The organism is Acetobacter vaccinii (genome assembly GCF_008365315.1).
GTDB classification, from domain to species: Bacteria; Pseudomonadota; Alphaproteobacteria; order Acetobacterales; family Acetobacteraceae; genus Acetobacter; species Acetobacter vaccinii.
The window spans coordinates 928,331-954,048 of sequence record NZ_CP043506.1 but is presented as its reverse complement, the minus strand read 5'-3'; the positions used below and the strand labels follow the sequence as shown (position 1 = coordinate 954,048).

General features: G+C 59.3%; 16 protein-coding genes and 1 riboswitch. Of the genes, 8 read left to right on the top strand and 8 right to left on the bottom strand.

The features are described 5' to 3' along the window. The first annotated feature begins 24 nt into the window (after positions 1-24). Positions 25-1,401, top strand: coding sequence for an IS1182-like element ISGdi16 family transposase (locus FLP30_RS04170; protein ID WP_149278715.1), 1,377 nt, complete (start codon positions 25-27; stop codon positions 1,399-1,401). Positions 1,402-1,471: 70 nt separating this feature from the next. Here the strand turns inward: FLP30_RS04170 and FLP30_RS04165 are convergent, their stop codons facing one another. From FLP30_RS04165 to FLP30_RS04130, 8 genes are all read right to left on the bottom strand, one after another. Continuing rightward, positions 1,472-2,617, bottom strand: coding sequence for a glycosyltransferase family protein (locus FLP30_RS04165; RefSeq protein ID WP_149278714.1), 1,146 nt, complete (start codon positions 2,615-2,617; stop codon positions 1,472-1,474). A gap of 258 nt (positions 2,618-2,875) precedes the next feature. Then, positions 2,876-3,289, bottom strand: coding sequence for a fluoride efflux transporter CrcB (gene crcB / locus FLP30_RS04160; RefSeq protein WP_149278713.1), 414 nt, complete (start codon positions 3,287-3,289; stop codon positions 2,876-2,878). A 27-nt stretch (positions 3,290-3,316) separates the two neighbouring features. After that, positions 3,317-4,141, bottom strand: a complete 825-nt coding sequence (locus FLP30_RS04155) for a universal stress protein (RefSeq protein ID WP_149278712.1) — start codon at positions 4,139-4,141, stop codon at positions 3,317-3,319. 120 nt (positions 4,142-4,261) lie between these two features. Continuing rightward, a riboswitch (Fluoride riboswitch) is annotated at positions 4,262-4,342 on the bottom strand. 53 nt (positions 4,343-4,395) lie between these two features. Next, on the bottom strand, positions 4,396-6,417 hold the full coding sequence (locus FLP30_RS04150; protein ID WP_246856620.1) for a transglycosylase domain-containing protein: 2,022 nt from the start codon (positions 6,415-6,417) through the stop codon (positions 4,396-4,398). Further along, complete coding sequence (locus FLP30_RS04145) at positions 6,417-11,435, bottom strand: alpha-2-macroglobulin family protein (RefSeq protein WP_149278710.1); 5,019 nt, start codon at positions 11,433-11,435, stop codon at positions 6,417-6,419. The genes FLP30_RS04150 and FLP30_RS04145 overlap by 1 nt, the downstream gene beginning before the upstream one ends. Positions 11,436-11,641: 206 nt before the next feature. After that, positions 11,642-12,706: an alpha/beta fold hydrolase gene (locus FLP30_RS04140; protein ID WP_149278709.1), complete on the bottom strand. Its 1,065-nt coding sequence runs from the start codon at positions 12,704-12,706 to the stop codon at positions 11,642-11,644. A 5-nt stretch (positions 12,707-12,711) separates the two neighbouring features. Next, entirely contained in the window at positions 12,712-13,860 is a 1,149-nt protein-coding gene (locus FLP30_RS04135) for an L-dopachrome tautomerase-related protein (RefSeq protein ID WP_246856589.1), read from the bottom strand. A 67-nt stretch (positions 13,861-13,927) separates the two neighbouring features. After that, positions 13,928-14,890, bottom strand: a complete 963-nt coding sequence (locus FLP30_RS04130; RefSeq protein ID WP_149278708.1) for a helix-turn-helix domain-containing protein — start codon at positions 14,888-14,890, stop codon at positions 13,928-13,930. A 236-nt stretch (positions 14,891-15,126) separates the two neighbouring features. On the opposite strand from FLP30_RS04130, the gene FLP30_RS04125 reads away from it, so the two are divergent. The 7 genes from FLP30_RS04125 to FLP30_RS04095 all read left to right on the top strand — a co-directional run bounded on the left by FLP30_RS04125 (position 15,127) and on the right by FLP30_RS04095 (position 25,693). Beyond that, positions 15,127-16,092: a thiamine pyrophosphate-dependent dehydrogenase E1 component subunit alpha gene (locus FLP30_RS04125; protein WP_149278707.1), complete on the top strand. Its 966-nt coding sequence runs from the start codon at positions 15,127-15,129 to the stop codon at positions 16,090-16,092. A 27-nt stretch (positions 16,093-16,119) separates the two neighbouring features. Continuing rightward, on the top strand, positions 16,120-17,148 hold the full coding sequence (locus tag FLP30_RS04120) for an alpha-ketoacid dehydrogenase subunit beta (protein WP_149278706.1): 1,029 nt from the start codon (positions 16,120-16,122) through the stop codon (positions 17,146-17,148). 3 nt (positions 17,149-17,151) lie between these two features. Then, positions 17,152-18,279, top strand: coding sequence for an acetoin dehydrogenase dihydrolipoyllysine-residue acetyltransferase subunit (locus FLP30_RS04115; protein WP_149278705.1), 1,128 nt, complete (start codon positions 17,152-17,154; stop codon positions 18,277-18,279). 59 nt (positions 18,280-18,338) lie between these two features. After that, on the top strand, positions 18,339-19,118 hold the full coding sequence (locus FLP30_RS04110) for an acetoin reductase (RefSeq protein WP_149278704.1): 780 nt from the start codon (positions 18,339-18,341) through the stop codon (positions 19,116-19,118). Positions 19,119-19,758: 640 nt separating this feature from the next. After that, the gene (locus FLP30_RS04105; RefSeq protein ID WP_149278703.1) at positions 19,759-22,950 is read left to right on the top strand and encodes an efflux RND transporter permease subunit; all 3,192 of its coding nucleotides are present in this window, start codon (positions 19,759-19,761) and stop codon (positions 22,948-22,950) included. Further along, positions 22,950-24,170: an efflux RND transporter periplasmic adaptor subunit gene (locus FLP30_RS04100; protein WP_149278702.1), complete on the top strand. Its 1,221-nt coding sequence runs from the start codon at positions 22,950-22,952 to the stop codon at positions 24,168-24,170. Before FLP30_RS04105 ends, FLP30_RS04100 begins: the two co-directional genes overlap by 1 nt. Further along, the gene (locus FLP30_RS04095; protein WP_149278701.1) at positions 24,167-25,693 is read left to right on the top strand and encodes an efflux transporter outer membrane subunit; all 1,527 of its coding nucleotides are present in this window, start codon (positions 24,167-24,169) and stop codon (positions 25,691-25,693) included. The genes FLP30_RS04100 and FLP30_RS04095 overlap by 4 nt, the downstream gene beginning before the upstream one ends. Positions 25,694-25,718: the final 25 nt, after the last annotated feature.

The window sequence follows — 25,718 nt, the reverse complement described above, 5'->3', positions numbered from 1 at the left end:
ACTCTTCGCAGGAGGAACCTGCAAATGATGGGTGATCGAACGAAAATACAGGAGGCACTGTTCTACGAGTTCCGTCTTGAAGACCATGTGCCAGCTGGCCATCTTTTGCGTTCAATTGATCGCTTTGTCGATCTGGACGGCCTGCGTGAGCATCTTCGTCCATTTTACAGCGGCACGGGACGGCCTTCAATCGATCCCGAGCTGATCATCAGGATGTTAATCGTTGGCTACGTGATGGGTATTCGATCCGAGCGACGGCTATGTGAAGAAGTCCATCTTAACCTGGCCTACCGGTGGTTCTGTGGCCTTGGTCTCAACGGCCCTGTGCCTGATCATTCGACATTCTCGAAAAACCGGCACGGACGCTTCCGGGAGAGTGATCTGCTTCGCCAAATGTTCGAAATGACCGTCCGGCAGTGTATCGCCAAGGGACTGGTGGGCGGTGAAGGCTTTGCGGTCGATGCCAGCACGATCAAGGCTGACGCTAATCGGCAGCGTAGTGTTCCGGGCCCAGATAAACTGCCGATCGAGGCAGCCCAACGTGCTGTGCGGGAGTATTTCTCGGTGCTGGACGATGCTGCATTTGGGTCTGCTACGCCCGTGCAACCAAAATATATCTCTCCGGTCGATCCTGCGGCACGTTGGAACGCTGCAAGCGGTGGCCTTGCTTATTATGCCTACTGCACAAATTACCTCATCGACCTTAAATCGGCTGTCATCATGGATGTAGAAACCACGACAGCCATCCGGCAGGCCGAGGTTACGGCGCAACGCCGAATGATAGAGCGTACGCAGGAAACATTTGGAATATGGCCCGAAAGGCTTGCGGCGGATACAGCTTATGGATCCGCTGAAAATCTTGCGTGGCTGGTTCATGAGCGTGGCATCGAACCTCACATTCCGGTCTTCGACAAATCTGCCCGGCAGGACGGGACTTTCGAACGTCGAGATTTCACATATGACCACGTGCACGATCTTTACATCTGTCCTGGAGGACAGCAACTGAAGCAGCAGTGGCGCAAGATCAACTCGGATCAACCAAATGCCCCTCCCGACAACCTACTTCGATACCGTTCGTCGAAACTGGCGTGCGACGTATGCACTCTCAAACCAAAATGCTGCCCCAATCAGCCCAATCGTAAGGTTCTGCGCTCTATTCATGAAGGCGCTCGTGATATGGCCCGCGACATTGCTTTAACCGACGCCTATATTATCTCCAGACGAGAACGAAAGAAGGTTGAAATGCTGTTTGCTCACCTCAAGCGCATTTTGAAGATCGATCGGTTGAGGCTCAGAGGACCAAACGGTGCCCGTGATGAGTTCCATCTCGCCGCAGCTGCTCAAAATCTCCGCAAAATGGCGAAACTGATACCTCCCGGAGCGCCTGCCTTATCCACCTGAGGCAAGAAAGCTGCACTTATGTCGAAGTGGCTTGGCAACACTTTCACTCTTCACCATGAGTTTTTCAACACTATCGGTCTTTATCGGCAACTGAGTGAGTGAGGGCCTGAATATGGGTGCTCTGGTCCTCGATGATTTTTACATGACGTTGATAGATAACGTTGCTTTCGTAGAAGAACTGGAAAGCCTGCATGCAAATAACGCTCAGGCTTCTGTCCAGACGGCAGTATTGGAGGAGTGTCTGGACATTACGCCGCTTGACGGGTTCATACTGCACCAGAAAGCGCTTGAGCAGGACAACCCAGTTGCGGAAGGAATATTTTCCAAGGTTATTGTAGAGACTGCGTGTGGTGTTGAAGTTTTCTACAGTAAAATTTTTTATTTCTGTATAAATATCATCCGCAGTTTTCTTGGCCGAGAACCCACGCCCGGAAAAATTGAAGTCTGCCGCCTTCTCAAAATTCTGTGGGGTCAGCCAGCCCGGACCACCAAAATGGTCGTAACAGTAAACAGGCAGCTTTGACAGCAACGCCATCTGGACCGTTTTGCCGATGGTAATAATGCCGTCATAAGCATTCAGCAGTTCAGGGGTCACCTGTTGCTGTGTGCCTTGTGCGCCAATAATATCCACGACAAGGCCATCATTTTCAAGCAGTGCCCGGGCTTCCAGCAGTTCTGGAGGAACATGGTTGGAGATAATGGCAACGTTCTTGAAATCTGTAATCGTTTTCTGGCTGTTCTTGTAGGTATGGCGCGTGGGATTGGGGACAACCAGCACGTCCTTGTCTTTATAGCCAAAGCTGATCAGACGCTGCTTTGTTTCCTGACTATTGGCCACAATAAAGGTGTTGATGGCCGCTTCCAGCCGGGAGAGCGGGGCTTCCATATCGACAAAGGGAGAAAGATGGCCGTAGATAATGCACGGAAAGCCGTTTTCGCACATAAAGCCTATGTCATCTTCCGACATCAGTGCAGTAAGGGCGTTGAGTTGTGTATAAATAAGCCGATAATTTTTAAGGTTTATTGTATTGGCTGTTTTGAATGTCAGGTTTTTCTGGGCAAATACGGTTGCCAGGTCAGCGGCAATATTGTGGGCGTAAATATCAACTTCAAAGCCCTGAGCCTGAAGGGCCTCGCCAAATTCCAGAAGCACCATTTCGGAGCCTGACCATGTTTCCAATCGTCCTGTACACAGCAAGGCTTTCCCGAAAGTCATTTAAACAGGCCTTTCCAAAAATACAGGAAGCGTAATCATGATCATCAGGTACACTATAGCTAAAGCAGGACGCCCCGGCCCTAAATACGGCCAGGAGGTCAGAAAAGACGCTACAATACCCGTATAGCAGTTTTCAAAATGTTCCGGCAGTGGTCTGATGACGAATTTTTTAATACATTATCAAGATTATATAAAGGATTGGCCTACGCCATCCTCATAATGGCGTAGGCGCAAATGCTCCTGATTGATGGCCTGTTCTCAGCCATCGTGGGGCTGGCTGGCGTTGATACCCTGCGCCAGCATGGACCCCGCCGCGACACTGACCATGCACAGCATGACAGACAGGCCAATGTTCAGCAGTGCCCGACCGGGGAAGCCGTTTTTCAGAAGGTCGAGGGTCTGGAGGCTGAAGGAGGAAAACGTGGTGTATCCTCCGCACAGCCCGACCATGAACACAAGCCTGCTGGTTTCCGACATGGGCAGCCTGCCCCCGGCCGCCGTCAGCGTGCCAAAAAAGGCAATCGCGAACGACCCGGTTACGTTGATCAGGATGGTGCCCCACGGCAGTACCTGGCTCCAGCGTACGGTGGCCAGCCCCAGCCAGTAGCGTAAAAGCGTGCCACAGGCCCCGGCAAGGCCGATGAGGAGGGAGGGGATGAGTGGTGCAGGCATGGTCTGTATCGGTCTTCTGTCCAGGGGTCAGTGGTGTGTCAGAATGGGCAGCGTGCCGTGGCGCAGAATGTCGCGCGTAGGGCCGCCAAACAGCCACTCCAGAAAATGCGGCTGGCTATAGGCGCCCATGACCAGCAGGTCACCCCCGGCGGACAGGGCCTGAGCGCGTATCTGCTCGCCCACCTCTGTCCGGCTGGTTATCACAAACCGTTGGATGGTCACGGCAACCCCTTTCTGGCGCAGGGTCTGGGCCAGTGTTGGGGTGGCTTCCTCCCCCGCCTGCCGCTCCCCGATCAGGATTGTGACTGTGGCTGCTTTTTCCAGCAGGGGCATGGCGTGTTCCAGCGCACGGTCCAGCATGTCCGACGCTTTCCAGGCCACGATGGGGTGGCTGCCCATGGTGGGGTAGGACTGCAAGGGGGCCACCACGACTGCGGCCTTGGCATCGTACAGGGCACCGGAGAAGGCCTGGCTGACGGAGGCCGGGTCGGTCGCACGGGGGCGGCTGAGCACGACAAGGTCCGCACTGGCGGCTTCTGTTGCGACAAGGGCGCGGATATTATCCTCCTGGCCTGTGGCCCAGTGGCTGATACGGGCATGGCCAGAAGTGGCCATCCAGTTCTGGCACAGGGTATGCAGGGCTGTTGTCTGGGCTGTAACATTTTGGGCAAAACGGGCCTGCGCCTGCGGGCCGGGCATGCCTTCGTCAGGGCTTTGAAAGTCCGGGTTGCTGGCAGGGGCGGGGTGCAGCAGGCGCACGCTGCCACAGCCAAGCCGGTCAGCCAGAGCGCTGGTTGTCTCAAGGATGAACGGGGCTGTCTCCAGAGTGTCAAGAATGGAGAGAATACGCATGCACGGGCTCCTGCCAGCAGGGCATGTAGCCCGGACAGAGTCCGGGTGTGGGTGGCTGTGTGTTATGGTCGGGGTGGTGGGGCGCATGGCTGTTGGTACACTCCTCCCTCGCGCGTGGTTTGCGGGGTAGGAATCATCAGCCCGTAAGGCGGTTCGACTTTCGGGTATGAAAGTCAGGCAGAGTCCATTGCCTGCCTGATAATGCCGATAGCCCCGCCGGAAAGTCAATGCGTACCATAGGTCCGCAGGTGCGGTCATAGGGTGGGGTCGGCGTCGCGGATGCGGATTGTTGCCTGGGCGCTCAATCCTTGGGCATCGGTTACGCTGATGTGTGTAAAGCCCGGCCCATCGGGCAGCCAGGCTGCACTGGCCCCCGGTGGTACGCTGACAGGCGTGCCGTTCACATACCAGCGATAGGGTGGCACCCCACCTGCGGCTTCCAGTCCGATGGGGCTGGCGTGGGCCGGGTCAGGGCTATTTTCCAGTTCTGCACCGTTTGCCGGGGTAATAATCTGCGGCCCGGCCACAGTGGCCATGCGGTGCAGGGCGGTGGACAGCGCCGCCGTGTTAAGGTGCGTGGGGGCCACAGCCAATGTGGTGGGGATGGGGGCCGGGGGCTGGAGCAGGGTGATGATCCTGCCCAGTACAGGCCCGGCCACACCCCGGCCGGTCAGGCCAGGCGTTGCGGTGCCATCGGGCCGGCCTGCCCAGACACCTACAGTCCAGCGGCCAGTGGTGGCCATGGCCCAGGCATCGCGCCCACCGTAGGACGTTCCGGTTTTAAAGGCGACATCATGCCAGCTTGTGCCTGCCGGGGGGTGTGTCCCGCGCAGGATGGCGCGCAGGTCAGCCGTGGCGCGGGGGCTGGCAAAGCGGGTGTCCATGGGGGGCGGAGGAGGTGCGGTGTGGTCCAGCACCAGCGGGGCAACGGTGCCTGCGTGGTCGATGGCGGCATAGAGCGTGACCAGTTCGCGCAGGGTTACGGCCTCTCCCCCAAGGGCCAGAGCCAGACTTGGGGTGGCGGTTGCGTCGGGCAGGCGCAGGACCACGCCGCAGCGGGCCAGATGGTCGCGGAAGGTCGCCGCCCCGATTTTCTGCAAGACCAGAATGGCAGGGATATTGAGGGAAAGCTGCAACGCCCGCGCGGCTGTGGTTTCACCATAGAACGTGTGGCCATAGTCATGCGGGGCATAGTCCCCTACGGCCATGCGGGAATCGCGCAGGCGTGTGGTAGGGGTCAGCCAGCCTGCATCCAGCGCCATGCCATAAATAAGGGGTTTGAGTGCTGATCCGGGTGAGCGTGGGGCCAGCACCATGTCGATCGCACAGCTTGGGCAGCTATGTTCGCTCCCCCCCACCCAGGTGGTTATTTCATGCTCATGGTTGGCCACAAGGGCTGCCAGAGTGCCGTGGCGTGGGGGCAGATCACGGGTGAGCAGGGCGCGGATTGTGCGCTGCTGGGCGGCATCCAGAGTGGAATGTACGGTGTCACGGCGGCCATTGCCCCAGAGAAAGGCCAGCACCTCGGGCGCGTCATGCGGGTGTGGGCCTGTGGTGGGGTGGGGCCAGAGGGCGGGCAGAGGCTGCTGGGCGTGGGATAGCACGCCCTGGGCTGCAGCCAGCAGCGCCTGGGGGTGCCGGTCGGGGCGGAAAGCGGCAGGCTTGCGTGGCAGGGCTACCAGCAGCGCAGCTTCGGCGGGGGAAAGATGGGCTGGTTCATGCCCGAAATACAGCAAGGACGCCGCACGTATGCCCTCGATATTGCCCCCTTCGGGGGTCAGTGTCAGGTACAGGTCCAGCGTGCCGGTGTGGCCATAGCGCCATTCTAATTGCAGGGCGCGCAACAGGTCGGCCAGCTTGCCGCCCCATGTATGCGGGTGCGGCATTAACAGGCGCGAGGCTTGCATGGCCAGCGTGGACCCGCCCGAGACAATATGGCCGTGGGTCAGCAACTGCCACGCGGCTCTGGTCAGGGATAGCGGGTCTATGCCAGGGTGCCAGGCAAAACGCCTGTCTTCTGTTTGCAGCAGCAGGGCCAGATAGGTGGGGTCCACCTGCTTGCTCTGGGTGGGCAGCCGCCAGGTGCCGTCGTGGCTGGTGCGCCCGTCCAGCACCGTACCATCCCGCGCTTGCAGGATCAGGGCAAAGCTGCGCACGCGGGCCATGTCGGGGGGTAGCAGGTGGTCCAGCAGGGCGGCCCCGGCCAGCAGGCTGGCCAGACATGCTCCGGCCAATCCTGCCCGCACGGCGTGTCGCCGCCACAGGCCGCGCCCCATCACGGAGGGCTGATATCCGTAATGCCAGAGGCCGACCGTGCCATGATGGCGGGGCGACCCATCACCTGTACCAGTGTTTCCGGCCGGATATAGTGGCCGGGCATGGTTGCGCGGGCAATGTAGGCGATGGTGAAGCTGCGCTGGTTGGTTTCGTCCGACGTGGGGTTGACCGCCACCAGCGCGACCAGCCGATCGGCCTGGAAGGTGGTGGACAGGGTCTCGGACAGCGGGCCGGTAAAGTCATAGCCGTTGCTGTTTGTGGACAGGACACTCTCCACCCCCCATCCAGCGGGGAGCATGTGCAGCAGCCCCAGACGCTGGAGCCCCGGTGCCTGTGGGGCCCCTTTGATAATCACGACAAAACGGTCGTTCTGCTTAAGGTGTGTTACATCCAGCGGCTCGCCCGACAGGGTGGTATAGCGGACCGAGATGCTCAGCCCTGCCGCCTGGCTTGCAACCGCGCCGGAGGGTACACCGCGCACGGTCAGGGTGCCATAAAGCGGCCGTGTGCCGGTATTGCTGACTGTCAGCCCTTTCTTGACCTGTGTGGCGCTGACTACACGGGCCGAGGGCAGGTGCGTTGTCAGGGCAGGTTCCGCCTGACCGTTCAGGCTCAGGCTGCGGCCAGGCATGTCGGCATTCAGGGCTGCGACTGTTTCCAGCAGGGCGGCTTTTTCCGGGGCATCCAGTTGGCCGGGGTCGATGGACAGCTGGGCATAGCGGTCAGCCAGAGCCTGTGTGCGGGCTTCGTCATGGCCTTCGGCTGTCAGGGGCATCAACCCTGTCAGGTCACGGACATGCGCCCAGTAGAGCAGGCTGTCAGCCGGTGGCGGGCCTTTAAGCACCGGACCAAGGGCGGCAATGGCCGCGTCATACAGAGTGTCGGGTGACAGAGGGCCTGTGCTGGCCGCGTCATCAAGGGCCTGTGCTGTGGCAATGTGGCCTATGGCCACAGGTGTGGCCAGCGTGTTGGCAACCGGGGAGTCCGCCCAGATGAGGGAGAAGCCTGCACCATCAGGGTGCTGGGCAATGCTCTGCGCCATATCCCGCACAATCTGCGGGTGCAGGCGGCCCGCTCTTGCCAGAATATAGGCGGCGTAAGCCTTGGTTGCCCTGTCGGATGCAATCTGGCTGGCGCGGTTGGCTGCGTCTTCTGATGAGGTGGACGTGTCGTCAGTCTGATCCTGCGTGCCAGCCTGCAACTGGGTGCTTTCGATCAGGTCCAGCGCAAGGCGCAGCCTGTTCTCGGGCACGGCATATCCTGCCGTTTTGGCGCGGGTCAGAAAGTCGGTGATGTAATCTTGCGTTTCTGGTAGTCCCTGTCCGTCATCCAGCCGGGTCAGGCCAAAGCGGCCTGCGGCGTTCTGCCGGTTCAGCAGGGTATCCACTGTAGCCTGCACTTGCGCATGCAGTGTTGCGGGCGAGGCACCGGGGCCGCTCAGGGTCGGGTTTTTAAGCGACAGCAGGGGGCGTGCGATGGCTGCCAGAGTTTGGGAATCCCCCCAGGGTGTGGTGTTGAGCGTTTCCAGCAGCGCGACGGTGTCGATCCCTTTGGCGGCGGAAAAACCAAGTGTGGCCCGCAGGCTGGAGGGGGCAATACCGTTCAGCCATGTGGGGTCCACGGTGGCGCTGGCACCTGCGGGCAGGGCCAGAGCGTGGGTGGTGGTAAAGGGAGCATGCCCTGCGCGCGATGTCAGCACCCAGTCGCGGGTTAGCAGGGCGGTGTTTGAGCCTGCGCGTGTCAGCACCAGATGGAGGTGGCCTTCGCCCTCTGCCGTGGCGTTCAGGCTGACGCGGGCGCTTTTGCGTTCACCGGGTTTTAACTCTGTTGTCAGGCTGCTGGGGCCGCTGATCTGGAGCGGGCCGCTCACTGTCAGGTGGGCGGTGTAGGTGCCGGCCTGACCATCTGTATTCACAATGGACAGCAGGGGCTGGGCCGTGTCGCCAGGGGCAATAAAGCGTGGCAGTGCGAGGTCGGGAAAAACAGGGTCACGTACGGTGATGTCGCGCCGGGCGTCTCCCACCCCGTCCTGCGACCAGGCGGAGGCCATCAGGCGGAGTGCGCCCTCAAAGTCAGGAATATCCAGCGTGACCTGTCCATGGCCGTGGGCGTCCAGCGTGACCGGCCCAGAGAACAGCGATACGCTGCGGGCAGTGGTAATATCGGCCCCGCCTTCGCCCTCACCATCATCACCCCCTTCGCGGATACGGCCTGCGGCAGCCATGTCCAGTAGCAGGGTGCCGTAGGTGTCGCGCATGTCCACCCCAAGGGCAGGTTTGCCAAATAGGGTGTCAAACAGGTTGGTCTGGTTGTAATGCGTCAGGGCCAGAATACCCTCGTCCACTGCGGCCAGTGTCAGGGACACGGTCTGCCCCGCCGGGGCACCGGGCCCGCCATGCACATCCACCGGAATGGTGACCTGTTGCCGGGGCCGTATGGTATCGGGGCCGCCGAGTGTCACGCTCAGATGGTGTGGGTCCTGGTTGATACCAATCCAGGCAATGCCTACGGCCCGCACAGGGTCATGCGGGCGGCGTGGCCCGGACAGCGGGCGGTGCAGGGTAACTAGCGCGTAGGCGCCCACCCCCCAGTCCGTCCCGGCGGTTACAGGAATATCCACCCCATCCTTGGGTACGGTCACGCTCTGGGTGGACAGTACATGGTCGGTTGCAAAGGTAATGTCGGCCACCCCGTCCAGCCCGGCGGGAATATGCAGCACGGTGCTGCCGCCGGGGGCTATGGCGTGGTCGCGTACACTGACAGGCAGGGCGTCGGGCGTGGTGTCACCCGTAGTTGCGGCCCAGCCGACATGCAGCACGGTGGAGGTGCCTGCTCCGCTGGCCGGGTCATCGACCGACAGGCGGTAGCTGCCCCAGTCGAGTGACGGGCTCAGGGTGCCGCGTCCTGCCTTGTCGGTGGTCAGGCTGCCTGACGTAACAGGCACATCCACCTGATGCTCATGAAATTCCCACCGCCCGTCAACATGCGCCCAGTCATAGACGGAGTTGACCCGGCTGAGTGTCCAGCGCAGGCCGGACAGGGGTACGGGCTGCGTGCCATTGGGGTTGAGGGTGACAATGCTGACAGGCACGGCTGTCTGGGTATCCTCCGTGCTGGTCGGGGCCACGTGCAGTCCGATCAGCGGGGTCGTGCGGCGGAGGGGGACAGTCAGCATCTTGGTGATGGGGTGGCCGGAGGGTTCAATAACCCGGGCTGTCAGGGCAATGGCCAGCCGCTGTGTCAGCCCCGGTGGCAGGCTGACAGGCACCGTGGCGAGGGTGTTGCCCTTAGCATCGGTCGGGGGGAAGTCCAGGTTGCCGGAACTATCGGGCAGGGTTTCGGTCGCGTAGCCAAAGACCCAGTCCTTGTAAGCAGGCAGGGGGGTGGGGTTTGGCACCAGCCGCCATTCCCCTTCCACGCGCAGGTCGCTGGCGGGTGCGCCGTACAGGAAGTTGGCAGCAACCTGCACATCCATCGGCTGGTCGGACACGGCCTGGTCGGGTGCCTTGAGGGTGGCTGTCAGAGTCTGGGGTGTGAAGTCGGCTACCTGAAAGGACGTTGCCGCAAGGGGGGCGGACGTCGGGTCGAGCATGACCTCAATCCGCCATGGCCCGGCCGGTGCTGACCGGCTGACCGGCAGTTGCAGCGTATAACCGCCGTCCTGGTCCTGTGTCAGGGTGCGGGTGCTGTCCTTCTGCCCGTCAGAGCGGCGCAGGACGACAGTAAGCGGCTGGTGTGTCAGAGCATGTCCGGTCTTGTCCCGCAGCAGAACAAGGGCATTTACTGTTTCGCCCGGGCGGTAGATGCCACGCTCGGTCTGTATGACCGCCCGCGCCATGCCAAACTGACCTGAGCCTTCTGCTCCACGGCTGGAAAAGTCAAACCAGGGGCCTGTCAGTGCCATAATGGCCTGGTCGTTGCCCTGGGTGGCTATAAGCTGGCGGGGCGTGTTGGCGTTGGTGCCGCGCATAAGCCCCGGTGCAAACACGGCGTTGCCGTTGCTGTCTGTGTGGGCGCTGGCCAGCACATCACCACTCTGGGCGACAAGGGCCAGTTGTGTGTCGGCAACCCCAGTGCCTGTGGCCAGAGAGCGCACTGAGACATGCAGCCCGTCCGTGCCACGCAGGGCAGTCAGCCCCAGATTGCTCAGGCTCACCCAGTGGGCCGCAAAGCTGTTGTACTGGGCCGGGTTGTAGGGTGCACTGTCGTTGCCGCCGGGGGGGATGGGCTGCAAGGCCAGTTCTACCGGGCTGGCGGAGGGGTTAAGCGCTACGTTTTCTGCCGTGACAAGGTACAGCCCCGGCCCCTTGCCAGTCAGCGCCGTTGCCAGTGGGAAGGCGGTTGAGGTGCTGACGTTGTGCTGGTCATCAATAGCCATGGTGCCGTGCCAGACATCTGTCAGCCAGTTCTGGGCCAGGTAGGCCAGGTCGCTGCCTGTCATGCTGGTCTGATCGAGGGAGATACGGCCTTCCCCAATCTGTGCGGCGGCGACATGGGGTGTCATGCGCAGGACATGCAGCCGCACGGTCTTGACATTGACGCTTTGCACCACAGGCCCGTTGGATGTCAGCCGGGGCAGGGTATAGCCGTTGCCGATCAGCCCGACGGAGGGTGTACGGTCTGCAAAACTGGCATTGAGCGTATAGGCTTTGTCCAGCCGTGTCCCATTGGCGGCATGGAATGCGGTAGAAACGCGCAGGATATAGCTGGTGTTATAGGCCAGCCCCCCCAGGCAGAACTGCGTGTTGCTGACATGGGGGGCGTAGGGGACTGCGGGTTTGAGGGTAATGGCGGCAGCCAGACTGCGGGTTTGGGTCGGGTCCAGCCGCTGGTTGAATGTCAGGCACAGTTCGGGGCGTTCCCCTGATCCGTTAAGGTCCTGCTGTACAAAGCGCAGGGGCTCGGGCGTAGAGGTGGCTGCCTCGGCCTGGGTGTCGGGTGGCGCAGGGAGATCGGCAGCCTGTGCGACCGTGGCGATGGGGAGGGCGGCGCACCATACCAGAGCGTATTTTTTCATTAACCTGCCACTTTATTGCAATCAGCATGGAGCCAGACACCCGTTACACGCCCGGCGGAACCTGCACGATATATGCAAACAGGGCCCGGTAAAAGGTGCCCGCTATGGTGGTCAAAAGATAAAAATTTCTGGGCATCGCCTTTTTTCAAAAAGGCGATGGTCTTTTAAAATTTTCATCAAAAGAATAACCAAAAATGCTTTGGCTTTTAAGGTGTATTGCGGGAGTGGTCTTTTGAAATACTCTCTGGGTCCAGCCAGCCCAGCAGGGCCGCATGGAATGCATCGGGGTCTTGCATCTGGGGGGAATGCCCAAGGGTAGGGAATTCAATCAACTGGGCGTTCGGGATGGCTGCCGCAGCCGCTTTGCCCAGAGTGGGGTAATGGCCCAGTTGCGCCCGCACGGCTGGGGGAGCTGAGTCGGAGCCAATGGCTGTCTTGTCCTTGTCTCCGATAATCAGCAGGGTTGGCACCTTCAGGTCGGGCAGGTTGTGGACAACCGGTTGGGTCAGGATCATGTCGTAGAGCAGGGCGGAGTTCCAGGCGACCTGGTCACTGCCTCCGCCCCTGTACATGCCCGCCAGCATCTGCACCCATTTTTCATACTCAGGCCGCCAGGTGTCTCCATAATAGAATTTTTTTTCATAAGTTCTGATCTGGTCGGCAGTTTTTCCGCGTTCGCGGGCGTACCACTCATCGACAGTGCGGTAGGGCACACCTTTGGCCAGCCAGTCTTCCAGCCCGATCGGGTCAACCAGCACAAGGCGTGCTGTGTCCGTGGGGTACATCAACGCATAGCGCACAGCCAGCATACCGCCGGTGGAATGGCCGATGATAATGGCCTTGTCCACGCCAAGGTGGTGCAGCAGGTCGTGGGTGTTCCGGGCCAGTTGTGTAAAACTGAACTGATAGGACTGTGGTTTGCTGGATTTGCAAAACCCCACCTGATCGGGGGCGATAACCCGATACCCATGGGCGCTTAGGGCTTGAATAGTGCCTTCCCACGTGGCGGCGCAGAAGTTTTTGCCGTGCAGCAACACAGCAACCTGCCCGTTGGGGTGCTGGGCTGGCACGTCCAGATAGGCCATGTCCAGCGTTTGGCGCTGGGATGTAAACCTGTAGGTCTGCACAGGCCAGGGGTAGTCAAACCCTTCAAGCTGCGGCCCATAGGCGGGGGGCTGTGTGTCAGGTGTGGTGGCAGCATGCAGTGGCGGTGTGCAGGCCCATAGGGCCAGACCACAGGCAAGGGCGTATAGGGTGGGGTAGCGGCGCATGGGTCTTATCCTTCCACCGCGTTGCCCAGTGGTATCCCACGGATCTGGTCGGGCAGGGGCATGGACAGCACAAAAAAGGGTGCGCGAGCAGACATGACCCCGTTGTTGAACATGGGCAGGCGCTCGATCTGTGGGCAGGGGATGTAGAGCCTGCGGGCGCGGTCAATGAACAGGGCATCGGGCGAGAGCAGCCTGTGATCCTGCACCAGGGTTTCCCGCCGGTTGTCGGGGGCCAGCACTACGATGCGGCTGTGTTCGGCATCGGCCAGATAGATATTGCCCCGCGTGTCGATGCATGTGCCGCCGATGGAGGGAATATCGGCCACCAGTCGCACCCTTTGGGCCACAGCGGTATCGGACAGGGTGGGGTCCAGCAGGTCCGCGATCCAGACTTTTTTCAACGGTCCTGCGGGAACTGAAAAATACAGCCAGCGGCCGGTGGGGTCTATTTCAAGCTGGTCGCTCTGCACCTGTGGGCGGGTGCCGTTAACGTCGCGCAGAATCCGCCCGCCATTGCCCTTGTGCAGGTGGGCGTTGTCATTGCGCATGATACCTTGGCCGGACAGGCGGCGCAGGGTGTGACCGGTCTTGAGGTTGTGGATGATAATCCCCCCCAGACCGCTGTCGGTAATAAACAGCAGGTCCCCAAGCAACCGCAGGTCGTTGAACTGGGCACCAGGGGGCATGATGCTGTCGGGAAAGGTCAGCACCCGCAGGATCTGCCCGTTACGGATGCCGATTTGCACCAGTTTCTGCGCGCCGGGCTGGGGTGTCTGCCCCGGTGGGGCACCCTGATCGACCACCCACAGGGTATTGTCCCCAAAGATATGGACAGCATTGACCATGACAAAGGCGGCAGTTCCGTCCTGGCCGGGGCGCCAGGCGTTCCATGCCCCGCCGGGAAAAGCCTTGGGCGTGCCCTCATGCCGCACCCGCGCAACCGAGTAGGTGTTGTCCATACCGGCAAAGCGGGGCATGCCCAGAAAAACCGTTTCATCCTGTGCGACGGCCACACCGCTGACCATAAAAGGGGCCTGCGTTACAACCGACAGGGCTGGCTGGGCGGCATGGGCGCGGCCCGCCACGGGCAGGGCGGCTGCGGCCGCCAGAAAGGCCCGCCGGTTCAGGCGTGGCAGATGGGCTGTCATCATCATCGTCCTTCAGGCTGTCATACCCGCCTGTATAGCAGCTTGGGCGCGTTCGGGCGTCTGAATGTTCCTGTCACGCCTCTATGGGGCTGGCGGTGCCTGCCGTGGAGGTGGGGGTTGCATTCATGGCGCGTATCTTGCGGTGCATGGTGGAACGGCTGATGCCCAGCAGGCGGGCGGCAGGGGCAATCTTGCCCTGGGACATGGCCAGTGCCCCTTCGATCACGGCGCGTTCGGCCTCACGAAAGTCTGGCACACCGGCTGTACCTGCCCCAAGGTCAAAGCAGACGCCCGACATATCCCCATCGGGCAGGCCAAGGGCCATGCGGGCGGCGTAGGTGGCTCCCACAATCACGCGCGATTCGTCCAGTGCGACCATGGGGAGCGAAATATCGGTGCTTTCTCCCAGCATGACCACAGTACGTTTGTGGAATGCCTCCAGAAAGCTCCGTCGTTCCAGCCTGCGGGCGGCATCTATCAGCACGGCTTCCATCATGGTGGCGACCCGCCCGGTGGGGTCTGGCCGGGTGGAGCTGACATCAAGCGCGCCAGCCACCTGCCCGTCAGGGCCGTAAAAGGGCACAGCCGAGCATGTCAGGTAGCGCAGCCCTCGCCGCCAGTGCTGGTCCATGTGTACGGTTACGGGTTTCTGCTCGGTCAGGCTGGTGCCCACACCATTGGTGCCTGCCTCGGCCTCCGACCAGCGGGCACCGGGCCACAGGTTCCAGCGCCTGCACCCTTTTTCAAACGGGGGGTTGCCCCGCCGCGACACCACAACGCCCTGCGGGTTGGCCAGCAGCACGGTATAATCCAGTGTTGAAACAATGCCATGCAGCCGATCCAGTTCCGGATCGGAAATTTTCATGACAACGCCCATTCTTTCACGGGCCTGCCGCAGTTCGGCCGAGCACAGCAGATCGTCCATCCCCTCGCCACTGGCGTTGAGCTGATACGTCTGGGCGCAGCGTATCCACGATTCATGCAGGCGGCTTGGTACGGTTGCCAGCATCTGATGACAAAGCGGTTCTGAAGCCATGGTCCCCCCTTTTACGAGAGCTTAACGCATCACCCGCGCCAAATATGCGACACTTTGCCACATCGCCTGTCACATGGATGTGACAGGCCGCCATGCCGGGCTTTACGCCAGGGGGGCGGAAGGGGTGTTGTCGCCTTGTCGGGCACGGCGTGGGCCGTATCAGAACCTGACATTCGCAGCCCGGGAAACGGGAAAATCAACACGCCCAGGCGGCACAGGTCCGGGGAACCCAAGCAATGCAGATCGCACGAGACATCCTTTTGCGCTCCTATCGCGCCATGCGTACCATCCGTGATTTTGAAGAACGGTTGCATGTTGAATTCGCAACCGGGGAAATACCCGGATTTGTCCACCTTTATTGTGGTGAGGAAGCCTCCGGCGTGGGTGTCTGCGCCCATCTGAGCGACACCGACACCATTGCCAGCACCCATCGCGGCCACGGTCACTGCATTGCCAAGGGCGTGGGTGTTGATGGCATGATGGCTGAAATCTATGGGCGGCGTACTGGTGTTTGCCGTGGCAAGGGCGGGTCCATGCATATTGCTGACCTGTCGCTGGGCATGCTGGGGGCCAATGGCATTGTCGGGGGCGGGCCGCCGCTGATCTGCGGGGCTGCCCTGTCGCATAAACTGCTGAAAGATAACGGCGTCGCTGTCGCTTTTTTTGGTGATGGTGCCTCAAACGAAGGCAGCACGCTCGAAAGCCTCAATCTGGCAACTGTTTGGAAACTGCCCGCAGTTTTTGTGGTTGAAGACAACGGCTATGGCGAGGCCACGGGTGCGTCCTACGCCTGTGCGGGCACACAGAAAGACCGGGCCAAGGGTTTTGGCATGCCGTATTTTGAGTGTGACGGAACGGACTTTTTCTCGGTCTATGAAACAGCGGGTGAGGCCATAGCCCATGCGCGTTCTGGCAAGGGTCCCGCCATGGTGCATGTGCATCTTGCCCGCTGGTACGGGCATTTTGAAGGCGACGCCATGACCTACCGTGCCAATGGTGAAGTTGCTGCCCTGCGCCGGGACAAGGACTGCCTGAACCTTTTCCGCAACCGGGTGACGGAAGTCAGCCTGCTGGAAGAGGCTGATCTTGATGACATCGACACAAGTGTACGGGCGGAAATTGATGCCGCAGTGCTGAGCGCCAAGGCTGCTCCCATACCGGAGCCCGAGGACCTGCACGCTGATGTTTACGTAACATACTGACCGATCGGGCAAAGGGAGTAAGGCAATATGTCCAGGAAAAGTTTCCGTCAGGCCATTAACGAGGCCCTGCGCCAGGAAATGCGCCGCGACCCGCGCGTGATCCTGATGGGTGAGGACGTTGCAGGCGGTCAGGGTGGCAGCTCCGGCACAACCGATGCCTGGGGCGGCGTGCTGGGTGTGACCAAAGGGCTTTATACGGAGTTCGGTCCAGACCGGGTGCTGGATACCCCTATCAGTGAGGCCTCCTACATCGGGGCTGCTGCTGGTGCGGCGGCAACCGGACTGCGCCCTGTGGCCGAACTGATGTTTATTGATTTTGTCGGCTGTTGTCTCGACCAGATCATGAACCAGGCTGCCAAGTTCCGCTATATGTTTGGCGGCAAGGCCCGCACACCGCTTGTGATACGGGCCATGTATGGCGCAGGTTTTTCAGCCGCGGCCCAGCATAGCCAGGCGCTGTATCCGCTGTTTACCCATATTCCGGGCCTGAAGGTGGTTATCCCGTCCTCTGCCTACGAGGCCAAGGGGCTGCTGGTCGAGGCAATCCGGGATGATGACCCTGTGATCTTTCTTGAAAACAAGGTCATGTATGATGACGAGGACGAAGTCCCCGACGAACTCTATACCATCCCGTTTGGTGAGGCGAACCTGACGCGTGAAGGGGATGATGTCACCATTGTCGCCTTTGGCCGCATGGTCAACTTTGCCAATCAGGCGGCAGACAGGTTGGAAAAAGACGGTATTACCTGCACAGTTATCGACCCGCGCACGACATCCCCGCTGGACAGCGGCACCATTCTAGACTGCGTGGCCGAAACGGGCCGCCTTGTGGTGGTGGACGAATCCAGCCCACGCTGCAACATGGCCACTGATATTGCAGCCCTTGTGGCGGAGGAGGCGTTTGATGCCCTCAAAGCCCCCACCCTCCGCGTAACACCGCCGCACACGCCGGTGCCTTTTGCCACCAATCTTGAACAGCTCTACATGCCCGACGCCGCCAAGATTGAAGCCGCGGTCCGTTCGGTTATGGGTTACAAAGCAAAGCAGGAGGCCTGAGGAATGTCTGGCACGATTACCCCCATCACCATGCCGAAATTCGGTCTGGCCATGACCGAAGGCAAGCTGGCCGGGTGGCTGGCACAACCGGGGCAGGCGGTCTCGCAAGGGCAGGAACTGGCCGAGATTGAAACCACAAAAATCACCAATGTGTATGAAAGCCCCGCCGCAGGCACCCTGCGCCGGCAACTGGCCCCAGCGGGTGAAACACTGCCCGTAGGCGCGCTGATCGGTGTTCTGGCCGAAGAAAGCGTGCCCGAGACGGATATTGACAGTTTTATCGCCAGTTTTCAGGACAGCGCGGCAGAAACGCAGGCGGGAGAAGACAGCAGCGAGGCAGAGCCCCACCTGGTCGAAGTGGGCGCGCGTAGCCTGCGTGTGCAGGACACGGGCGCTACGGGTAAGGAAGGTGACCCCTTACTGTTCATTCACGGCTTTGGCGGTGACCTGACAAATTGGATGATGAACCAGGGGGCACTGGCTGACAAAACCCGCGTCATAGCCTTTGACCTTCCCGGTCATGGTGAATCCAGCAAGGATGTGGGTGATGGCTCCCCCGCTACTCTGGCTGCCATCACGCGGGAACTGCTGGACACGCTCGGGGTTGGCCGGGTGCATGTGGCTGCTCACTCACTAGGGGCCGCCATTGCGCTGGAACTGACCAAGGCCGTGCCCGACCGGATTGCGTCCCTGACACTGGTAGCCCCGGCAGGGCTGGGCGGGCCTGTCAGCATGGCGTTTATTGACGGCTTTATTACCGCTGACCGGCGCAAGACGCTGGAGCCAGTGTTGCAGATGCTGGTGCATGACAAGGGCCTGATTTCGCGCCAGATGGTGGAAGGGATTATCCGCTTCAAGCGTCTGGATGGGGCCGTTGCCGGGTTGACCACCATTGCCCGCGCCAGCTTTGACCATGGTGCCCAGAAGGACAACCTGCGCAGCGTGTTGGAAGGCTTTACAGGCCCGGCACATGTGATCTGGGGTGAGGATGATGAGATTCTGAGCCCCAAGGACGCCCAGAACCTGCCAGACCATATCGGCGTAACCCTGCTGCCCCAGACAGGCCATATGCCGCAGATGGAAAAAAGTGCTGATGTAAACGCCCGCCTTGCCGAGGCCGTTGGTCAGTAACAGACTATCAACGTCGTTCAGGGCCAGATGCTGGCTGATGCAAAAAGGATAATAAAACCATGCCTTTAGCTGGAAAAGTCGCACTTGTAACAGGTGCTGGTCAGGGTATTGGCCGGGGCATTGCCCTGCGTCTGGCACAGGACGGCGCGGATATTGCCATTGTCGATATCAATGTCGAACGGATGGAAAAAGTTGCGGGCGAGGTCAAAGCGCTGGGCCGCAAGGTAACGACATATCGGGCCGATGTTGGCAACCGGGATGACGTGCAGGCGGCGGTTGACCATACGGCGGCAACCCTCGGCAGGTTTGATGTCATGGTCAACAATGCAGGGATTGCCCTTGTTGGCCCTATTGCCGATGTCAGCCCTGAGGATGTCAGCCGTATCCTGCATATCAACCTGCAAGGGGTGTTGTGGGGGATTCAGGTCGCGGCGGAAAAATTCAAGACTCTTGGGTGCAAGGGCAAGATTATCAATGCGTCGTCCATTGCCGGGCATGACGGGTTTGCAATGCTTGGTGTGTATTCCGCCACAAAATTTGCCGTGCGTGGCCTGACACAGGCAGCGGCCAAGGAATATGCCAGCCATGGCATTACTGTAAACGCTTATTGCCCTGGCATTGTGGGCACAGATATGTGGGTGGAAATTGATCGTCGTTTTTCCGACCTGACAGGTGTGCCGCTGGGGGCAACCTATAAAAAATATGCTGACGGCATAGCCCTTGGTCGCCCGGAAACACCAGAAGATGTTGCCGCTCTGGTCTCTTTTCTGGCCAGAGGGGATTCCGACTATATTACTGGCCAGTCCATTATTACGGATGGCGGGCTTGTTTATCGTTAAGGATGAGGGCGGCGGTTATCAACCATTGCCTTATGATTTGAGATAAAAACCTCTCCCTAAGAGGGAGAGTTGGAAAAACAAAGAGCGTGGAAGGGGCATTGCCCAGCCTTCCGCGCTCTTTGTTGTTGCAGGATCATCTTGCTCTGAAAAATATGTTCTGGAAGTTAAATTCAGAAATAATATGAAAACTAAAAAATACTTCATCTCAAAAAAGATTTTTTGAGCACGGCATGGAGTCTGAATTTTTATAGTGCAGACTCAAATTTCTAAAATAACATTTAAAAATAAGGAAACACTCCAAGAGTCTCATTTTGAGGGCGGGAAAGTGCCTGCCCTGCGTTATCCCCTCTTACGCTGCTTAAGCCTTACACAGTCCGACCAACTGTATCAATGCTCTTGTCCAGCGCTTGCCGCGCAGGGGGCATGTGTTGTGTCTGGGTGAGAGTTTGTTTGTACAGCAAAGACTTATGCGGAAAATAAGGTCGGGTCTGTAGTGATTTTTCGCAAGGGACAGGTGTTCCGCATCTGGTTATTAATTTAATTTTTATATCATTAAAAATTTATCTAACAGATTTTTGAATGAAATAACCCGTATCTCTGAGGCTGATCCCGACCACGACCTGTAGAGAATTGGGAAGGCATGAATGCAATTGTCATAACCGCGCTGAAACGGCCTTACACCTTTGTGGTCCTTTCACTGCTTATCCTCGTGTTTGGCGTGTTTTCAGTACTGCGCGCGCCAACCGACGTATTTCCTAACATCAAGATACCCGTCGTGTCCGTTGTCTGGACATACGGTGGCATGCTGCCGGAGGAAGTAGCCGGACGAATCACCTATAACTATGAGCTTGCCGTCACCTCCACTGTGGAGGGGATCGAGCATATGGAAAGCAGCTCCTACTACGGCCGCAGTATCGTCAATATCTACTTCCAGCCCGGAACGGATATTGGTGAGGCTGAGGCCGAAGTCACAGCTATTTCCCAGACCGTTATCAAGCAGTTGCCGGACAATATTCCAGCCCCCATGGTCATGCGGCTGGATGCATCGTCCGTCCCGGTTCTCTCGTTGCAGATTACGTCAGACAAGCAGACACCGTCTGACCTTTACAAAATTGCCATGACCCGCATCCGCCCCATTCTGGTAACGGTGCCGGGGTCTGTGCTGCCCCACCCGTATGGGGGCATGGACAGCTTTATCATGGTGGCATTGAACCAGAAGCAGCTTCAGGCCCACCACCTGTCTGCCATGGACGTGCAGAATGCCCTGCGCAAGCAGAACATCGTGCTGCCTGCAGGCGATCAGAAAATAGACCGCACTGACTGGATGGTGCAGACCAACGCAACACCACGCTCCATGAAGGAGCTGGGGGATATCCCTGTTAAACGTGTTGGTAACTCGGTCATTTATGTGCACGACGTGGCCAATGTGTACCGTGGTGGCCACCCGCAAACCAACCTTGTCGTGGTCAAGGGCCGCCAGGGTGTGGAAGTGGTGGTGATGAAAAGTGGTGATGCTTCAACACTCGATGTTGTTGCACGCACCAAGGAACTGCTGCCGCGTATCCAGCAGCTTGTGCCGCCTGATGTGCATATTTCCATCCTGAGTGACGCCTCCATTTTCGTGAAAGATGCCATTACCGACGTTGTGCGTGAAATGGTGACAGCCGCCGCCCTGACAGGCCTTGTCGTGCTGCTGTTCCTTGGCTCATGGCGGGCCACGGTTATTATTGCCACCTCCATTCCCCTGTGCATTCTCTCCGCCATTATCTGCCTGCTGCTGTCGGGTCAGACCATCAATGTCATGACATTGGGGGGGTTGGCGCTGGCTGTTGGTATTCTGGTCGATGATGCCACGGTGATGATCGAAAATATCGACGCCCACCTTGAAATGGGTAAAGACCTGGAAACCGCTATTATTGATGCGGCAAACCAGATTGTTATTCCAACATTTGTCTCAACCTTGTGCATCTGCGTGGTGTGGACACCTCTTTTCAGGCTGAGTGGTGTTGCTGGCTGGCTGTTTATGCCCATGGCGGAAGCCATTGTGTTTGCCATGCTGGCTTCGTTCATTCTGTCACGCACGCTGGTGCCGACCATGGCCAAGTATCTGCTCGCAGGGCAGGTCCACCCCGGTCAGCATGGGGACGAACATCAGGCGCTGCCCAAAGGTGTTTTTGGCCGCTTTCAGAACCGCTTTGAGCACGGCTTTCACATTTTCCGTAAGAACTACGGCCAGCTTCTGGAAAAACTGGTCAATAACCGGCGGCGCTTTGCAACCGTCTTTCTGGGTCTGTCCCTGCTGTCTCTGGGCTTGTTCGCCTTTACCGGGCAGGATTTCTTCCCCGAGGTGAAATCGGGCATGTTGCAGATGCACATGCGCGCGCCTCTGGGCACCCGTATTGAAACCACAGGCCGTATTGTCACTCTGGTTGATGACCGGATAGAAAATATCCTGCATGGTAAAGTAGAGGGCATTATCAACAACTGTGGCCTGCCCGAAGGGCCGCATAACCAGGCTTTTATCCCCACCCCGACCGTTGGCACGCAGGACTGCGACCTGACCATCTCGCTCAAGGATGACATGTCGCCTGTGTGGGATTATCGCGCCATCCTGCGGCGTGATCTGTCGGCGGCTTTCCCCGGCACGGTTTTTACCTTCCAGCCTGCTGACCTGACAGAAAAAATCCTCAACTTTGGCTCACCCGCGCCGATTGACGTGCAGATTTCCGGCCCCGATATCCGCGCCAACTACGAGTATGCGCGCAAGCTGGTCAACCGCCTGCGCACCATCCCCGGTGCGGTGGATACCGTGATCCAGCAGACCATGGAAACCCCGACCTTGTTTGTGCAGGGCAACCGCACATTCAGCCAGGCAACTGGCATGACGGAAGGTGATATTGCCAATAACGAACTCATGACCCTGTCAGGCAGTCAGACAGTGGACCCCCAGTACTGGCTGGATCCCAAAACGGGGATTACTTTCCCGCTGAACGTCTATGTCTCGCAGGATCAGCTCACCCACTACAACAATCTGCTGACCATCCCTGTCGACAAGGGTGATAACGACCCCAATGGCAAGGATATGCAGCTTCTGGGCAGCATCAGCTCGGTTATACCTACAGGCACACCGGGTGAGGTTTCTCATTACAACTCCATGCCTGAAATTGATGTTTACGTATCGACAGAATATTCCGACCTTGGCTCTGTGCTGTCGAAAGTGAATGGGGTTGTGGCGGCGACCAGCGCCGATGTGCCACGCGGCGCTGTGGTGGATATTCGTGGGCAGGCAACCACCATGCATGGTGCCTATGTGGAGCTTGTGGTCGGTCTGGCTGTCTCGATCCTTCTGATTTACATGCTTATCGTCATCAACTTTCAGTCCTGGGTGGACCCGTTCATTATTGTCTCGGCCCTGCCGGGTGCGCTGGCGGGCATTGCCTGGAGCCTGTTCCTGACCCAGACGCGGCTGTCCGTGCCTGCGCTGACAGGGGCTATCATGTGCATGGGCACAGCGACGGCAAACTCGATCCTGATTGTTGCTTTTGCCAAGGAGCGGTTTGCGGTGCATGGCAGTGCCATAGCGGCCGCGGTCGAGGCCGGGTTTGGTCGTATCCGCCCCGTTATCATGACAGCATCGGCCATGGTTATTGGCATGGTACCCATGGCTATCAGCAATTCGCAAAATGCACCGCTGGGTAAGGCTGTTATCGGGGGTCTTATCGTGGCCACGGTTTCTACCTTGCTGTTTGTCCCTTGTGTTTACGCTATTTTTCATCATCGCCCGGAACACGCATCCCCCAAGGGTGACGCAACCCGGCAGGAGGCTGTCTGATGTCCTTCTCTCGCAAAGGCAGAATCTTCGTTATTCTGGTTGTTACGGTCATGGTGGCTGATATTGGCTACCTGCTGGTCCAACGCGCACGCAACGCCGTGCATATTCAGGAAACGGCCAGCTATGCCGCCGTGCCTGATGTGGCGGTCGTGCAGCCCAAGCCTGCGCCCGACACCCTGTCCATGACGCTACCAGGCACGATCAGTGCCTGGTACGAAGCCCCGATTTATGCCCAGGCATCGGGCTACGTTAAAATGTGGTACCGGGATTACGGCGCGCAGGTCAAAAAGGGTGATGTTCTGGCAGAGCTGAAAACCCCAAGGCTGGACGCAGAGTATGCTCAGGCACAGGCAGACCTTAAGGTGGCGCAGGCCAAATATGGTCTGGCCTCCATTACCGCCACACGCTGGCGGTCCATGGGGCAGTCGCAGGCGGTGTCCGGGCAGTCTGTGTCGGTGCAGAACGCGAATGAAAAATCCTCCCACGCAGAGCTGGAAGCGGCCCAGCACAAGGTGGATCAGATTGGCGCACAGGTGCAGTTCAAAACTATTGAGGCGCCGTTTGATGGTGTTGTGATTTCTCGTAACATCAACGTCGGTGATTACGTGGGTGCGGGCAGCGGCAACATGAACGCCAATGGCACCAGTAGCGAGCTGTTTACTGTGGCTGACACGCATGCCATGCGTCTGTTTGTGTCTGTGCCGGAAACATTTTCCTCCATCCTCAAGCCGGGGCTGGTGGCGCGGGTTGTTGTGCCGCAGTTTCCTGACAAGGTGTTTATTGCAAAGTTTCTGACCATTGCTAAAGGGTTTGACCCCAATACCCGCACAGTGGTGACCGAATTTTCCATTGACAATGCTGACCAGAAGCTCTGGCCCGGCAGCTTTGCCTCGGTCACTCTGACAGCACCGGCGGACAAGGGTGTTTATACTGTGCCCACAGGGGCATTGGTGTTTCAGGAACACGGTATGCAGGTGGCTGTGGTTGATGGGCATGATGTCGCCCACTACCGTAACATTACCGTGGGCCGCATGGCCGATGCCTATACCGAGGTCAGTGCTGGTGTGGTCCCAGGGGATAGGATCATCAACAACCCGCCTGCCGACCTGCTGGACGGGCAGACAGTGCGGCCCACAAAGCCTGAAAAAGGGTATCTGGATACAGCCCATGCAAAAGGCGGCACCCCCGCCGGTGATGACGAGGAGGAGGAGGAGGAATGACCCACCCCACCCTCAAAAAACTGTCGCGGTGGAAGGCGGCTCCCGTCCTGCTGGCCCTGACGGCGCTGAGTGCCTGTGATCTGGCACCGGGGTATCAGCCGCCGCAGTATGTGGTGCCTGCCACCTGGCATGGTCAGGGTCTGTTCCGCGAGGCAGCCCCCACAACCATTGCGCTGCATGCCGACTGGTGGACGCTCTTTGGTGACCCGACCCTGAACCAGTTGGAGGAACAGGCGACGGCCAACAATGCCGACCTGCAGGCGGCGGCGGAGCGCTTTACCCAGTCCCGCGCGGCTGTCATGCAGGCGCGCTCTGCCCTGCTGCCCCATGTCGGGCTGGCGTTTGGGGCCAGCGACAACAAAAGCTCTGCCGACAGGCTGTTCCGCTACAAAGGGGCGATCACGGCAACGGATGAGTATTACTCGGGTCTGGCAAGCTGGGAGCCTGACATCTGGTCCTCCATCCGTAACAAGGTGCGGACACAGAAATACTTTGCACAGGAGCAGGCAGCCCAGTATGCGGCTGCCCGCCTGAGCCTACAGGCTGAGTTGGCGACAGATTACTTCGGCCTGCGGGGGTTGGACGCCCAGAGCGCCATTTACACGCAATCGCTCCATTACTACCAGCAGGCGCTGGATGTGACGCAGACACGGCTGAAAAACCAGAACGCCACGGGCATTGATGTCGCCCGTGCACAAAACCAGCTTTACATGACCCAGGCACACCTGCTGGACGTGCAGGCCCAGCGCGAGGTGATGGAGCATGCGGTTGCGGTGCTGGTCAACGCCCAGCCCTCCGACTTCCACATTGCACCGGCTGATCACCTGTCGGACGCCGAGCCTGTGATCCCCACGGGTATTCCCTCCGACATTCTGCAACGGCGGCCCGATATTGCTGTGGCCGAGCGTCAGATGGCCGAGGCCAACCGGGGTATTGGCATTGCCCGGGCGGCCTTCTATCCGCATATTTTCTTTGATGCGAATGGCGGTTTTGATTCCAACGGCTTCAACCTGGCCAATCTGGCCAACAGCATGTGGTCGTATGGGGCTTCGGCTTCGCTGCCGTTGTTTGAAGGGGGGCTGCGGCGCGCCCAGTTGCAGGACTCCTGGTCTGTTTATCGTGAAACACGCGACCAGTACCGCACGACTGTTCTGTCCGCTTTCCGCGATGTGGAGGATGGTCTGTCGCGCACATCACGCCTGCGGGCTGAAAATGAGCGGCTGAAACAGGCGGTGGAAACAGCGCTGAAAACCCAGACCCTGACCATGACCCTCTATAAAGGCGGGGCGGATAGCTATCTGGACGCCCTGATTGCTCAGGTTAACACGCTGGATGCCCGGATTGACCAGGTGCAGGTGCAGGCCAGCGCGTTGCAGAATACCGTGGGGCTTATCCGCGCTCTGGGCGGTGGCTGGGACAGCAGGCAACTGCCAACGCCAGACCAGACCATGTCCTTTGGGGTTATGCAGTATTCCGGCCTGAAAGAACCGGCCAGTTCTCAAAAGGAACTGGTACCACACTAATACCTTGCGTCAGAGGGCCGTAGGG